This window comes from Pseudomonas sp. LBUM1647, assembly GCF_059716175.1.
Genome location: NZ_CP166809.1, coordinates 3,153,673 through 3,168,396, shown reverse-complemented (window position 1 = coordinate 3,168,396; position 14,724 = coordinate 3,153,673). Strand labels below are relative to the sequence as shown.

The 14,724-nt window shown below is 58.8% G+C and carries 12 protein-coding genes; 9 read left to right on the top strand and 3 right to left on the bottom strand.

Annotated features, from left to right (window positions below; genetic code table 11):
- Positions 1–133 precede the first annotated feature (133 nt).
- Positions 134–997, top strand: coding sequence for a universal stress protein UspL (gene uspL / locus ACA059_RS14450; RefSeq protein ID WP_056741759.1), 864 nt, complete (start codon positions 134–136; stop codon positions 995–997).
- Between the two features lie 96 nt (positions 998–1,093).
- Here the strand turns inward: uspL and ACA059_RS14445 are convergent, their stop codons facing one another.
- Complete coding sequence (locus ACA059_RS14445) at positions 1,094–1,564, bottom strand: DUF1289 domain-containing protein (RefSeq protein WP_123364374.1); 471 nt, start codon at positions 1,562–1,564, stop codon at positions 1,094–1,096.
- 408 nt (positions 1,565–1,972) lie between these two features.
- On the opposite strand from ACA059_RS14445, the gene acnB reads away from it, so the two are divergent.
- Positions 1,973–4,582 (top strand): bifunctional aconitate hydratase 2/2-methylisocitrate dehydratase, encoded by a 2,610-nt coding sequence (acnB, locus tag ACA059_RS14440; RefSeq protein ID WP_497634678.1) that lies wholly within the window; start codon positions 1,973–1,975, stop codon positions 4,580–4,582.
- Between the two features lie 171 nt (positions 4,583–4,753).
- On the opposite strand, the gene ACA059_RS14435 is transcribed toward acnB, so the two are convergent.
- A complete protein-coding gene (locus ACA059_RS14435) occupies positions 4,754–6,415 on the bottom strand; it encodes a SulP family inorganic anion transporter (RefSeq protein WP_497634448.1) in 1,662 nt (553 codons plus the stop codon).
- A 191-nt stretch (positions 6,416–6,606) separates the two neighbouring features.
- Positions 6,607–7,887 carry a serine/threonine transporter gene (locus ACA059_RS14430; RefSeq protein WP_497634447.1) on the bottom strand — a complete coding sequence of 427 codons (1,281 nt, stop codon included), beginning with the start codon at positions 7,885–7,887 and terminating at the stop codon, positions 6,607–6,609.
- A 269-nt stretch (positions 7,888–8,156) separates the two neighbouring features.
- Here ACA059_RS14430 and ACA059_RS14425 point away from each other — a divergent pair, with 269 nt between their 5' ends.
- From ACA059_RS14425 to ACA059_RS14395, 7 genes are all read left to right on the top strand, one after another.
- Complete coding sequence (locus tag ACA059_RS14425; protein WP_497634446.1) at positions 8,157–8,540, top strand: tautomerase family protein; 384 nt, start codon at positions 8,157–8,159, stop codon at positions 8,538–8,540.
- Between the two features lie 31 nt (positions 8,541–8,571).
- Positions 8,572–9,189, top strand: coding sequence for a TetR/AcrR family transcriptional regulator (locus tag ACA059_RS14420; protein ID WP_497634445.1), 618 nt, complete (start codon positions 8,572–8,574; stop codon positions 9,187–9,189).
- 188 nt (positions 9,190–9,377) lie between these two features.
- On the top strand, positions 9,378–9,896 hold the full coding sequence (locus ACA059_RS14415) for a cysteine hydrolase family protein (RefSeq protein ID WP_497634444.1): 519 nt from the start codon (positions 9,378–9,380) through the stop codon (positions 9,894–9,896).
- A gap of 160 nt (positions 9,897–10,056) precedes the next feature.
- On the top strand, positions 10,057–11,016 hold the full coding sequence (locus tag ACA059_RS14410) for a 2-hydroxyacid dehydrogenase (RefSeq protein ID WP_497634443.1): 960 nt from the start codon (positions 10,057–10,059) through the stop codon (positions 11,014–11,016).
- A gap of 144 nt (positions 11,017–11,160) precedes the next feature.
- Positions 11,161–12,228, top strand: a complete 1,068-nt coding sequence (locus tag ACA059_RS14405) for a phosphotransferase family protein (protein WP_095128210.1) — start codon at positions 11,161–11,163, stop codon at positions 12,226–12,228.
- Positions 12,229–12,276: 48 nt separating this feature from the next.
- Positions 12,277–13,044: an SDR family oxidoreductase gene (locus ACA059_RS14400; RefSeq protein WP_008149805.1), complete on the top strand. Its 768-nt coding sequence runs from the start codon at positions 12,277–12,279 to the stop codon at positions 13,042–13,044.
- A 182-nt stretch (positions 13,045–13,226) separates the two neighbouring features.
- A complete protein-coding gene (locus ACA059_RS14395) occupies positions 13,227–14,342 on the top strand; it encodes a Gfo/Idh/MocA family protein (RefSeq protein ID WP_497634442.1) in 1,116 nt (371 codons plus the stop codon).
- Positions 14,343–14,724 lie beyond the last annotated feature (382 nt).

Below are 14,724 nucleotides of genomic sequence, written 5' to 3'. Positions count from 1 at the left end.
CGAAGGGCGCCGATTATACCGGCCTGCCGGCAGACCACCAGTCGCGACCGTTGATATACATCAAGTCCCGAATGGCCAGCCAGCAACTATAGTTGTCCAACGCAGTATTTTTTACTTCATGGAGATCCCGATCATGCAAGCCATTCGCAGCATTCTGGTGGTCCTCGAGCCTGAACACTCGGAAAGCCTGGCGCTCAAACGGGCCAAACTGATTGCCGGCGTGACCCAGGCTCATCTGCATCTGCTGGTCTGCGACCGCAAGCATGACCACAGCGGCATGTTGGGTGTGCTCAAGGCCGCGCTGATCGAGGACGGCTACAGCGTCACCACTGAGCAGGCCTGGAACGAAAGCCTGCACGAAACCATCGTCGATGTGCAGCAAGCTGAAGGCTGCGGCCTGGTGGTCAAACAGCATTACCCCGACAGTCCGCTGAAAAAAGCCCTGCTGACCCCGGCGGACTGGAAGCTGCTGCGTTACTGCCCGACGCCGGTGCTGCTGGTCAAAACGTCGAAGCCCTGGACCGGTGGGGTCATTCTCGCGGCGATTGACGTCGGTAATACCGATGGCGAACACCGCACCTTGCACTCTTGTATTGTCGATCACGGTTACGACATTGCCAGCCTGGCCAAGGCCCATTTGCACGTGGTCAGTGCCCATCCGTCACCGATGTTGTCGGCGGCCGACCCGACGTTGCAGCTCAGCGAAACCATCGAGGCGCGCTATCGCGAACAGTGCAAATCGTTTCAGGCCGAGTTCGACATTGATGACGAGCACCTGCATATCGAGGAAGGACCGGCGGATGTGTTGATTCCGTTCATGGTCCACAAGCTGCAGGCGGCCGTGACGGTAATCGGTACCGTGGCTCGGTCCGGGTTGTCAGGGGCGTTGATCGGGAATACGGCGGAGGTGGTGCTGGATGCGGTGGAGAGCGATGTGCTGGTGCTGAAGCCGGATACGATCATGGACCATCTGGAAGAGATCGTGACCCAGCATTAGAGAAGATCAAAAGATCGCAGGCTTCGCCAGCTCCTACAGGTTGAACTCAATACCCAGTAGGAGCTGGCGAAGCCTGCGATCTTTTGACTTTAAAAATCAGCCGCCAAAGGCGTCCTTGAGGAAGCCCGGCGCGATGTAGCGCTGGTAATGCGCCTCGGAGAGTAAAAAGAACTCCCGATCAATGGCATCCCGCAGTTCCGGCAGGTTCCAGTCGCGAAACTCCGGCATCAGCACCATCCCGTAGGCTTCCAGGTTGTTGATGACCCGCGCCCCCCGGGCGATCAACTGATACGCCCAGCAATATTCCGACTGATGCGGCACAAAGCGGATCTTGCGCTGCTCCAGCTGCAGACGCAGGCGCTGGGGATCGAAAATCTCCAGCTTGCTGGCCATCACCTGGGACAGCAGCAGCTCAAGACGCAGCCACACCGCGCGCTTTTCCTCCTCGTTGTAACCATTCCAGTTGATCACTTCATGGTGGAAACGCTTGCAGCCACGGCACACCAAATCACCGTAAACAGTGGAGCAGAGGCCGACGCAGGGGGTCTTGATGGTCTGATTGGGCATAGGTTGGGAGAGCACGGGAAAGCAGAACAGGTCGGCATGTTAGCCCTTTGTCTAACATTCATCACCCCTCAATCTTGAGGGCCTAACTTACCTTTAATTTTTTTTTGCCGTAGAATCAGCCAGCCTTTTAAGGCGCCAATGTCCGTTAGAAGCTGTTTTCAAAGCGTCACGAGCACAGTCGTTCCTTCAGAGCGGTGTTGGCGAAGGGTTTTTCCAGCGGGGAAAAGCCCAACGCCAACCCTCATCAGCTCCCCGTTCTGCAGGCGTAAAACTTTGAAAGCAGCTTCTGTAAGGAATTGTCGGTAATTCTGGCTAAGTGGCCCAAAACGCCATGCAGCGCATGAGTACGGCAATTTCGGGATGAGCGTCCCGGACACCCATTTGGGACCACTGATGAGGGTAATAACTGTGCTTGAAGCCTACCGCAAACATATCGAAGAGCGTGCAGCACTGGGTATCGTTCCCCAGCCGCTAAACGCCGAACAAACTGCAGGCCTGGTCGAGCTGCTGAAGAATCCCCCGGCTGGCGAAGAAGCTTTCCTCGTTGACCTGATCACCAATCGCATTCCGCCAGGTGTGGACGAAGCAGCCTATGTAAAGGCCGGTTTCCTGTCTGCCCTCGCTAAAGGCGAAGCAAAATCCCCTCTGATCGACAAGAAACGCGCTGTTGAACTGCTCGGCACCATGCAGGGCGGCTACAACATCGTGACTCTGGTCAATCTGCTGGACGACGCCGAACTGGCGCCAGTCGCTGCCGAAGAACTCAAGCACACCCTGCTGATGTTCGACGCTTTCCACGACGTCGCTGAAAAAGCCAAGAACGGCAACGTTCACGCTAAAGGCGTGCTGCAATCCTGGGCTGACGGCGAGTGGTTCAAAAACCGCCCTGTCCTGGCCGACAAGATCAGCCTGCGCGTGTTCAAGGTCACCGGCGAAACCAACACCGACGACCTGTCCCCTGCTCCGGACGCCTGGTCCCGTCCGGACATCCCGCTGCACGCCCTCGCCATGCTGAAAATGGCCCGTGAAGGCATCGTGCCTGACGTCCAGGGCGTCACCGGTCCGATGAAGCAGATCGAAGAAATGCGCGGTCAAGGCTTCCCGATCGCCTACGTCGGTGACGTGGTCGGTACCGGTTCTTCGCGTAAATCGGCGACCAACTCGGTGCTGTGGTTCTTCGGCGACGACGTTCCTAACGTGCCGAACAAGCGTGCCGGTGGTTTCTGCTTCGGCAGCAAAATCGCTCCGATCTTCTACAACACCATGGAAGATGCTGGCGCACTGCCAATCGAATTCGACGTCACCAACATGCACATGGGCGACGTGATCGACCTGTACCCGCATGCTGGCAAAGTCTGCAAACACGGCACTGACGAAGTCCTGACCACCTTCGAAATGAAGACCCCGGTGCTGTTGGACGAAGTTCGTGCTGGCGGCCGTATCCCGCTGATCATCGGCCGCGGCCTGACCGACAAGGCCCGTGCCGAATTGGGCCTGGGCCCTACCGACCTGTTCAAACTGCCTGAAGCACCTGTCGACACCGGCAAGGGCTTCACCCTGGCGCAGAAAATGGTCGGCAAAGCTTGCGGCCTGCCAGAAGGCAAAGGCGTTCGTCCAGGTACTTACTGCGAACCGAAAATGACCACCGTGGGTTCTCAGGACACCACCGGTCCTATGACCCGTGACGAACTGAAAGACCTGGCGTGCCTGGGCTTCTCGACCGATCTGGTGATGCAGTCCTTCTGCCACACCGCGGCTTACCCTAAGCCGATCGACGTGACCACCCACCACACCCTGCCAGACTTCATCATGACCCGCGGCGGCGTTTCCCTGCGTCCGGGCGACGGCATCATCCACAGCTGGCTGAACCGTATGCTGCTGCCGGACACCGTCGGTACCGGTGGTGACTCCCACACCCGTTTCCCGATGGGCATTTCGTTCCCGGCCGGTTCCGGTCTGGTAGCGTTTGCCGCAGCCACTGGCGTTATGCCGCTGGACATGCCGGAATCGATCCTGGTGCGCTTCAAAGGCAAAATGCAACCGGGCGTCACCCTGCGTGACCTGGTTCACGCCATTCCTTACTTCGCGATTCAGGCTGGCCTGCTGACCGTCGAGAAGAAAGGCAAGAAGAACGCCTTCTCCGGCCGCATCCTGGAAATCGAAGGCCTGGACAACCTGAGCATCGAGCAAGCGTTCGAGCTGTCCGACGCCTCGGCCGAACGTTCGGCTGCCGGTTGCACCATCAAGCTGTCGAAAGAGTCGATCACCGAGTACCTGAGCTCCAACGTCACCCTGCTGCGCTGGATGATCGGCGAAGGCTACGGCGATGCGCGTACCCTGGAACGTCGTGCTCAAGCGATGGAAGCCTGGATCGCCAACCCTGAGTTGATGGTTGCCGATGCTGACGCCGAATACGCTGAAATCATCGAAATCGACCTGGCCGACATCAAAGAGCCTGTGCTCTGCGCGCCAAACGATCCGGACGACGCCCGTCTGCTGTCCAGCGTGGCTGGCGAGAAGATCGACGAAGTGTTCATCGGTTCGTGCATGACCAACATTGGCCACTTCCGCGCTGCCGGCAAGTTGCTGGAACAGGTCAAAGGTCAGCTTCCAACCCGTCTGTGGCTGTCGCCGCCGACCAAAATGGACGCTCACCAGTTGACCGAAGAAGGCTACTACGGCATCTACGGCAAGGCCGGCGCTCGCATGGAAATGCCAGGTTGCTCGCTGTGCATGGGTAACCAGGCACGTGTAGAGCCGAACTCGACTGTTGTGTCGACGTCGACCCGTAACTTCCCGAACCGTCTGGGTGACGGCGCGAACGTCTACCTGGCTTCGGCCGAGCTGGCGTCTGTTGCTTCCATCCTGGGTCGCCTGCCGACCGTCGAGGAGTACATGGAATACGCTGGCAAGATCGACAGCATGGCGGCCGATGTTTACCGCTACCTGTCCTTCGACCAGATCGCCGAGTTCCGTGAAGCTGCTGCGAACGCCAACATCCCGGTCGTTCAAGCCTAACGCTGCAACGCAATAAAAAACGCCGCCCATCGTGAGATGAGCGGCGTTTTTTTATGCCTGCAAGGTTTGCACGACCCCCTGTGGGAGCGAGCTTGCTCGCGATGGCGGTAGTACATTCAATATCAATGTTGACTGACACACCGCCATCGCGAGCAAGCTCGCTCCCACAGGTTATGTGGATGGTTTGAGGGCTTGTTGCACCGCCCCGTCAACGCTCAAACCGCTAAGACTCACCTGCTCCAGCTCCTGCGCCGGTAACTGTGCGAGAACCGCCTTGGCCTCGTGCTTGAGCCGCGCCAGAATCAGCAGCTTGTCCTCGGCTCGCACTTGCATAAAAAACGCTTCCAGCGCCTCGATGCTGGTGCCATCGAGGTTGGGAGACTCCTCCAGACTGAGAATGATCGTATGAATCGGTGGCGATGCATGCCGGGCCAGGCGCAATGCACCGCCCAGAATGCGCTCCACGTTTGCAAAAAACAGCGCCTCGCTCGGCCTGACGATCAGCACACCGGGAATCTCACTGGCCTGGGGATGGCGTTGCACATCGACAAATTCATGACCACCGCCCATTTGCCCTAGCACCTGAATATCCGCCGACGACATCTGTTTCAACATCAGCACCACACTGATCACCACCGCCACCAACAGACCGTCCAGTACCCCCAGCACCAGCACCGCCGCCACCGCGCAAATCACCAGCAGACGATCGCGACGCCAGACGAAATATCGGCCCAAGGGCTGCAGGCTCAAGCCACGCGCCAATGCATGAATGACAATGGCCGCCAACACCGGCTCGGGGGTCAGGGCAATCCAGGGCAACACCGTCAAGACGATGAGCAACACCACCCCCGCCGCTACCGCGCCCGCCAGACGCGAGCCGGCACCCGCCGCCTCATTGGCCGACGTCGCAGAGTAACCGGCGCCTGCCGGCATGCCATGGAACAGGCCCGACAGTAAATTGGCTGCTCCGAGCGCCAACAGATCGCGGTTCGAGGACACCCGGTCGCCGTGCTTGAGCGCAAACGAGGTGATCGATCCGTAAGATTCGGCATACAGAATCATCACCATGGCAAACGCCAGTTCGCCCAGGCGCAGCCAGTCGGCAAACGGCAACACGGGAAGACGAGGCACTTCCAGGCTCAGGTCGATCACACCAATCAGTTTCACCCCATAAGCGGGCAAGTTCAGCCATTGACCGGCCGCGATGCCAAGCGCCACCACCAGCAAACCTCCCGGCAAACGCCTGACCCGCGCGCACAGCCACAGCACCAGCAAGGACACCGCCGCCACGAGCGCGCCGACCCGGTTCCACTGCGGTAATTGCTCAAGCAGTTGCGGTACGAAACGGATCAGATTGCCATTGCTCAAGTGCACATCGACGATGCTCGCCACCTGCTTGAGGATGATCGTCACTGCCAGACCGAAGGCAAAGCCTCGCAGCACCGGTTTGGCAATAAAAGACGTCACGCTGCCGAGTTTGAACAATCCTGCCAGCAGAAAAAACCCACCCGTCACCAGCACCAGGCCGATCGCCAGCGTCATGCGCAGGCCCGAGTCACCATTGGCCAACGTGGCTGTGGCGGCGGCCAGTACCGCCGCCGAAGACGACGTCGCAGAAACGATGGCAAAGCGACTGGTGCCGAACAGCCCGTAGCACAGCAGACCGGCAAATAACGCAATGACACCCGCCTGTGGCGGCAACGCGGCAATGCTGGAATAGGCGACCGCCTCGGGTAACAACAAACCGGCAATCGACAGCCCGGCCAATACGTCCAGCCAACGGTTTGGCCTATCGGTTTGGGGTTGCGCCGATGCGCCGTGGGCACGAGCCATGAAGCGTCTCCAGAGAAAGATAGACTGGCCGGGAAAAGTCCTCGGCAACGCTCTATGACGCGTTTATGCAACCTCAAGCTTAATCGCTAAGCGCACGGAATGTCGGCTCTGGGTCAGGTGTTGAGCATTTTCAACGCAATAAAAAACGCCGCCCATCGTGAGATAAGCGGCGTTTTTTTATGCCTGATCGGTCAGGCCGTCAACGAATAGATCAACGCCGAAATCGCCACCAGGCCCACCGCCGTCACGAAGACGTTGGAAGCCTGACCGCGATAACGCGCCATGGCCGGGACCTTGCGAATCGCGTACATCGGCATCAGGAACAGGATCGCGGCGATGATCGGGCCACCCAAGGTTTCGATCATCCCGAGAATGCTCGGGTTGAGCGTGGCAACGATCCAGCAGACCACCAGCATGAAGGCGGCAGTCATGCGATCCAGGGTCTTCGGTGCCGGGCGCTTGCCACTCTTCACAATCAGACCTTTAAGACCTTCGCTGGCGCCGATGTAGTGACCCAGGAACGACTTGGAAATGGCCACGAACGCAATCAACGGCGCCGCGAAAGCGATGGTCGGGTTGCTGAAGTGGTTGGCCAGGTACGACAGGATCGACAGGTTCTGCGCCTTGGCTTCAGCCAATTGCGCGGGCGACAGTGTCAGCACGCAACTGAACACGAAGAACAGCACCATCACCACCATCAAGGCGTGGGCGCGGGACAGGATCTGCGAGCTACGCTCTTCGGCGTGATCGCCATAACGACGCTTCTGGTCCACCGCGAACGCCGAGATGATCGGTGAATGGTTGAACGAGAACACCATCACCGGAATCGCCAGCCACAGCGTGTGCAGCAGTGCCGACGGTTCTGGCAGCGTCGACGCGGTGGCGAGAATGCCGCCGTTCCAGTGAGGAATCAGGAACACCGCGAGGAACAGCAGCGCAACAATGAACGGATAAACCATCAGGCTCATGGCCTTGATGATCACCTGTTCGCCGCAACGTACCACCGCCAACAGGCCGAGGATAAGCACGAGCGACAGCACGGCGCGCGGTGGCGGCATGATGTGCAGTTGATGCTCGAGGAAACTGCCCACGGTGTTGGTCAGGGCCACGCTGTAGATCAACAGGATCGGGAAGATCGCGAAGAAGTACAGCAAGGTGATCAACGCGCCAGCCTTGATCCCGAAGTGCTCTTCCACGACTTCAGTGATGTCCGCGCCTTCGCGTCCGGACAACACAAAACGTGTCAGGCCACGGTGTGCGTAAAACGTCATGGGGAACGCCAACACCGCCAGGACCAGCAACGGCCAAAAGCCGCCCAGACCCGCGTTGATCGGCAAAAACAACGTGCCAGCCCCGATGGCCGTGCCAAACAGGCCCAGCATCCAGGTGGTGTCATGGCGATTCCAGCTCTCAAGCGTCGCTGGTGCCGCCGATACATAGCGTTCGTCGACGCTATTGGCCTGATCATTCATCCGGTGGGATCTCCGCATTCCGGTCAGTTGCTACCCGGTCAGGACGAGTCAGAAAAATCCGACAGGCAGCGCCCTGGCCGAAACAGGGGCGCGATTGTCCGGGATTAATGAGCAGAAGCAAAGACTTAGCTGAGGAGTGGTTGTGCGGATCAGATCTATTGGCATCCTTTATTAAATAGATGTTTTAAAAAATCTATTCAATAAAGGATTGCCGTCATGTAATTTCGATCCCGACTGCTGACCGGCAACCCTAATTTCGGAGCCCTCTCATGCCACTCGTTCGCGTTGACATCAAGAAGCATCAAGACCCGACTTATGCCAAACGTGTCGGGCAATTGATCTACGCCGCCATGCACAGCGCCATTGGCGTGCCGGAGAACGATAACTTCCAGATTCTTGCCGAGCACGATGAACAGCATTTCATCTTTGATCCCGGCTACCTGGGCATCAATCGCAGCGACAATCTGGTGATCATTCAGATCACCCTGAGCGAAGGTCGCACCATCGAGCAGAAAAAACTCCTCTACAAAACCATCGCCGAGAGCCTTAACGCGGAACTGGCGGTGCGCCTGGAAGATGTATTCATCAATCTGGTGGAGGTCAAGAAAGAGAACTGGTCGTTTGGCAATGGCATAGCTCAGTACGCCAGCTGATTTCTACCTTTTATATACCTGTGAGCCGCCAATGCCCCGAGTCTCCCGCAAACAAGCCGAACTCAACCGCGAGATCATCGTCGAGGCCGCCACTCGGCTGTTTCGCGAACGTGGCCTGCACGGGATCAGTGTCGTCGATGTGATGGGCGCGGCCGGCCTCACCCACGGAGGGTTCTATGGTCACTTCGAATCCAAGGAAGCGCTGGCGCAAGAGGCGTGCAGCCGGGCGTTCACCCAATCGATGGAACGCTGGAAGCAGAAAATAGAGGCTAACGACGACAGCCTCTCGGCCCGCGAGAGCATCATCGCGCCCTATTTGTCCGCGACCAATCGCGATAATCCGGGCGAAAGCTGCCCGGTGACCGCGTTTGCCGGCGACATGTGTCATGAAACCGCAGAAAGCGGTTTGCACCAGACCTACACCCAAGGGCTGGAGGCATTGCTGCAGATGCTGGCACCGCTGATGGGCGCAGATCAGCCCGAAACCAATCGGCAAAAAGCGTTGGTGGACTATTCGCTGATGGTCGGCGCCCTGACCCTGGCCCGTGCAACCCGGGGTGACGCCTTGTCCGATGAAATTCTCGACGCAGCCCGGACATTTCTCACCTCGGACACGGCCGTTGACACACCCGCGACGCCGATAGCATGATCAGCTTCATGAATATTCCTGTGCTGAACCTCACCCGCACCACCACGACCGCTAACGGCGGGTCGTGCGGTGGCTGGCTGAGATAAACACAGCGCAGTGAACCCAAGGCCCCGCCAGCAATGGACGGGGCCTTGTCGTTTCTCCCGTCCGTTCGGCACTTTTCGTACGACACTCAAGGAGAAACACCCATGTCATCAGCGCTGTTGATCATCGATATGCAGGTCGGTCTGTTCCACGGCCCGGAAAAACCCTACGACGGTGAACGGGTACTGGCGAACATCCAGCAACTCATTCGTCAGGCCAGGGAGCGCGACGTGCCGATCTTCGCGGTACGCCATACCGGCCCTCAAGGTTCGCCCATTGAAGTCGGCAGCCCTCTCTGGCAGTTGCTGCCCGCCCTGGATCTGGATGCCAGCACCGACATCCTGTTCGACAAAACCAGACCCAACGCCTTTTACGCCACCGCGCTGGCAGAGCAACTGCGGGCTAGCGGCATCAATGAGGTGTTCATCGCCGGCATGAAAACCCAATATTGCATCGACAGCACCTGCCGGGCGGCGGCCGAGTTGGGGTTCAAACCCATACTCGTGGCCGATGCGCATACCTGCATGGACACACCGGCGCTGCCGGCCCGGTCGATCATCGAACACCATAACGCGACGTTAAACGGTGCCTTCGCAAAGGTGTTGAACACCGTGGATATGTAAGCGCTACGGAACGCTCCTACACTGAGGTCGAAGGCCACAAGCCTGCTATCTTTGGTAAATGCCAAACCGTTGCGGAATCAGCAATTTGAAGCAACGTTCTGAAGCAACGTTCTGAAGCAACTTTCGAGCCCCGACTTTCCGATGCCCACAGGAGCCCAGCATGCCCGCAACCGTTCTGGTACTGGTTGAAACCATCAATGATTATCTGCCGATTCTCGAACATCAGGGTTTTCACCTGATTCTGGCTCCCACGCCTGCCGAGCGCGCCGATGCCATTACACGCCATGGCGCACAGATCGATGCAGTGCTGACCCGCGGCCCATTGGGCCTGTATGCCGACGAAATCGCCGCCCTGCCCAATCTCAAGATTATCTGCGTGATCGGCGCCGGCTACGAACACGTCGACCTGCAAGCCGCCGCCAACCGGGGCATAACGGTCACCAATGGCGCCGGAGTCAATGCCTCTTCAGTCGCCGACCATGCCATGGCGATGCTGCTGTCGCTGGTGCGTGACATTCCCCGTTGCGACGCCGCCGTGCGCCGGGGTGAGTGGCCGAAAATCATGCGCCCTTCCCTGGCCGGCAAGCATCTGGGCATCCTGGGGCTCGGTGCGGTCGGAATGGCCATCGCCAAACGCGCCGCCCACGGCTTCGACATGACAGTCAGTTACCACAACCGCCAGCATCGCAGCGATGTGCCGTACAGCTTCCGCTCGACGCCCACCGAGTTGGCACGGGAATCAGACTTTTTGGTCGTCGCCACCCCCGGCGGCCTGGGCACCAAACACCTGATCAACCGACAAGTACTCGACGCCTTGGGCCCCCAGGGGTTCATCGTCAACATCGCCCGAGCCAGTGTGATCGTCACCGCCGACCTGATCAGCGCGCTTGAGCAGCGCAGGATTGCCGGCGCTGCGCTGGATGTCTTCGACGCAGAACCCCAGGTACCCAATGCCTTCAAGGCGTTGGCCAATGTGATCCTCACCCCGCATGTCGCTGGTTTGTCCCCGGAAGCCACTCAAGGCACCGTGGAGCTGGTAGGGCGCAATCTGGTGGCGTTCTTCACCGGCAATCCGGTATTGACCCCGATTGCCCTGCCATCATCGATGAGCATGCTCTGACCACCATTCAAACAGGTGTATCAAAAACAATGATTGCCCGGCAACACGCTCACCTATAAGGGCCGTTCGTGGTTGTGGGTGTCGGGCGTGCGCATTAGATTAGCCAATAGTCTCAGGCCTCCAGAATAAGCAGAAGGGATAAGCATGGCGCTTACTGACCAGTCCACACGTATCCGCACCGGCGAAGAACTCGATGCCAGCCTGATCGATCCGTACCTCAAGGCCCACATTCCGGGCCTGAGTGGTTTGCCGCAGATCAGCCAGTTTCCGGGCGGTGCGTCGAACCTCACCTACTTGCTGGAATACCCCGAACAGGAGTTCGTGCTGCGTCGCCCGCCCTTTGGCCACAAGGCCAAGTCCGCTCACGACATGGGCCGCGAATTTCGCATCCTCAATCAGCTTCGTGATGGTTTTCCGTACTGCCCCAAAGCCTACGTGCACTGCACTGACGAATCGGTAATCGGCGCCGAGTTCTATGTGATGGAACGGGTCAAGGGGATCATCCTGCGCTCCGAACTGCCGCCGGAACTGGGTCTGGATTCGGCGAAAACCGAAACGTTGTGCAAGAGCTTCATCGACAAGTTCGTAGAACTGCACCGGGTCGACTACAACGCCTATGGCCTGGGCGACCTCGGCAAACCCGAAGGTTATGTCGCGCGGCAGATCAAAGGCTGGAGCGATCGCTACGAGAAAGCCCTGACGCCGGACGCGCCAAAGTGGGAGGCGGTCAAAGCCTGGCTCAACGACAAGATGCCGGCCGATCACCCGACCTCCAGCATCGTCCATAACGATTACCGCTTCGACAACGTGATCCTCGACCCGAACAACCCGATGGACATCATCGGCGTGCTCGACTGGGAACTGACCACCCTCGGCGACCCGCTGATGGACCTGGGCAACACCCTCGCCTACTGGATCGAAGCCGACGACCCGGCACCGGTGCAATTGATGCGCCGCCAACCGAGCCACGCCCCGGGCATGCTGACCCGCCGTGAGTTCGTCGATTACTACGCCGAGCGTTCAGGCATCCAGATCGACAATTTCGACTTCTACTACACCTACGGCCTGTTCCGCCTGGCCGGCATCGTGCAGCAGATCTACTACCGCTTCTTCCATGGTCAGACCCAGGACAAACGCTTCGCGCAGTTCATTCACATGAACAAACTGCTGGAGCAGATGAGCCTGCAAGTCATTTCGAAATCCAGCCTCTGATCGCCCGGCTCTGATTACATTCCCTGGCCCCAATAACAAGGAAAAACCATGTCCAAGACTCAGTTGTTCGACCTCGACGGCAAAATCGCATTCGTGTCTGGCGCCAGCCGTGGTATCGGTGAAGCCATCGCCAAACTGCTGGCCCAGCAAGGCGCCCACGTCATCGTCTCGAGCCGCAAACTCGACGGCTGCCAGCACGTTGCTGACGCGATCATCGCCGCCGGCGGCAAAGCCACTGCCGTGGCTTGCCATATCGGTGAAATGGAACAGATCAGCCAGGTCTTCGCCGGCATCCGCGAACAGTTCGGGCGCCTGGACATCCTGGTCAACAACGCCGCGACCAACCCGCAGTTCTGCAACGTACTGGACACCGACCTCAGCGCCTTCCAGAAAACCGTCGACGTGAACATCCGCGGCTACTTCTTCATGTCGGTGGAAGCCGGCAAGCTGATGCGTGAAAACGGCGGAGGCAGCATCATCAACGTCGCCTCGATCAACGGCATCTCGCCGGGGATCTTCCAGGGCATCTACTCGGTGACCAAAGCGGCGGTCATCAACATGACCAAAGTGTTCGCCAAGGAATGCGCGCAGTTCGGCATTCGCTGCAATGCGCTGCTGCCGGGCCTGACCGACACCAAATTCGCTTCGGCGCTGGTGAAAAACGAGGCTATTTTGAACACCGCATTGCAACAGATTCCGCTCAAGCGTGTGGCGGATCCGAGTGAAATGGCGGGAGCGGTGTTGTATCTGGCGAGTGATGCGTCGAGTTACACCACTGGGGTTTCGTTGAATGTGGATGGTGGGTTCTTGTCCTGATCTGCTCTTCCGGATGAACAAAAGGCAGCCTTACGGCTGCCTTCTTTTTTGCCCTCATTGATCGTTCCCACGCAGAGCGTGGGACGAACACGCGAAAGAATTTTAATTCCATCATTTGCATATAAGGAATATTTATTCCATTAATAGCCCTCCTGAAAACAAAATCCAAAAGGACCCCGGCTATGCGCGAACTCGGTATCGGACTCATCGGCACAGGTTTCATGGGTCGCGCCCATGCCTTGGCGTTTCGCAATGTCAGTGCGGTTTTCGAACTGCCCCTCAAGCTCAAACTCGCCGCCCTGGCCGACGCCGATCCGCAGCGTGCCCGCCACTGCGCCGATGCCTGGGGTTTCGACACCGCTCATAGCGACTGGCAGCAACTGATCGATGACCCCAAGGTCAATCTGATCGCCATCACCACGCCCAATCACCTGCATTACCCCATGGCCATGGCCGCCCTCGCCGCCGGCAAACCGGTGTATTGCGAAAAGCCGTTGGCAGTGAATCTGGAACAGGCCGACGCCATGCGTCTGGCGGCCAAAGCGGCAGGCGTGGTGACGCGGGTGGGTTACAACTATCAGCACAACCCGATGATCGCGCTCGCCCGGCAGCTGATTGAAAACGGCGACTTGGGCCAGATCATCAGTTTCCAGGGTGAATTCAGCGAAGACTTCATGGCCGATCCCGCGTCACCCTGGTCCTGGCGTTGCGATGCCGATCATGCCGGTGGCGCACTGGCCGATCTGGGCAGTCACTTGTTGGCCATGGCCCGTTATCTGGTGGGCGATGTCGAGGCAGTGAGCGCCGACACCCAGACCGTGCACCGGCAACGACCCGCCACGGCTGGCAGCCCGGAACAACGCAGTATCGCGGTCGATGATCAGTTCCACGCCTTGTTGCGGTTTGCGAATGGCGCCCGGGGCACGTTCAGCAGCAGTTGGCTCAAGCTCGGCTACAAGAATCACCTGAGCTTTGAAATCAGCGGCACCCGAGGGACTTTGATGTTTGATCAGGAACGCCTGAATGAACTGCGTCTGTTTCGTGCCGGTCAGGACGGTTTCCAGCGCTTGCTGGCAGGGCCAAATCTGCCGGGTTATGCGGCGTTCAGTCCGGCGGCAGGGCATCAGCTCGGCTACAACGAACTCAAGACGCTGGAAGTCCATGATCTGGTGATGGCGCTGGCAGGCTTATCTCAGGGTGGAACAGATTTCGAGCAGGCGTGGGAAATCGAACGCCTGGCGACGGCGATCCGGTTGGCAGCGCAGGAGTCGCGTTGGGTCAGGATCGAAGAAGTCTGAGCGAAACGCGCGGATACCCGCCAGCAGCACAGCGCCACTGGCGGTTCAACGTGAGCAGATGGACGCTTACTGAGTGACGCAACGAGTAAGCGTCGTTTCCCGGGTCACCTGCCCTTCAGCCCGCATGTCGCCTTGCACATCGGTGTTTTCAGTGGTCTGACAGGTGCGCACAGGCGGTGGAGGCGGCGCGGCGGGAGGTGGCGGTGGAGGACTGGCACAACCACCCAGAATCGCTATCCAGAGTGCGAACGACAGTGGTGTAAAAATGCGTTTCCCAAGACTTTTCATAGGTTGACCCGCGGTAAGTGATCGACATATTTCCGCGACCCAACTGCTTCACCGCGAACCCGCGGACCGGTCACAGAAAAAATACTCTCGTATT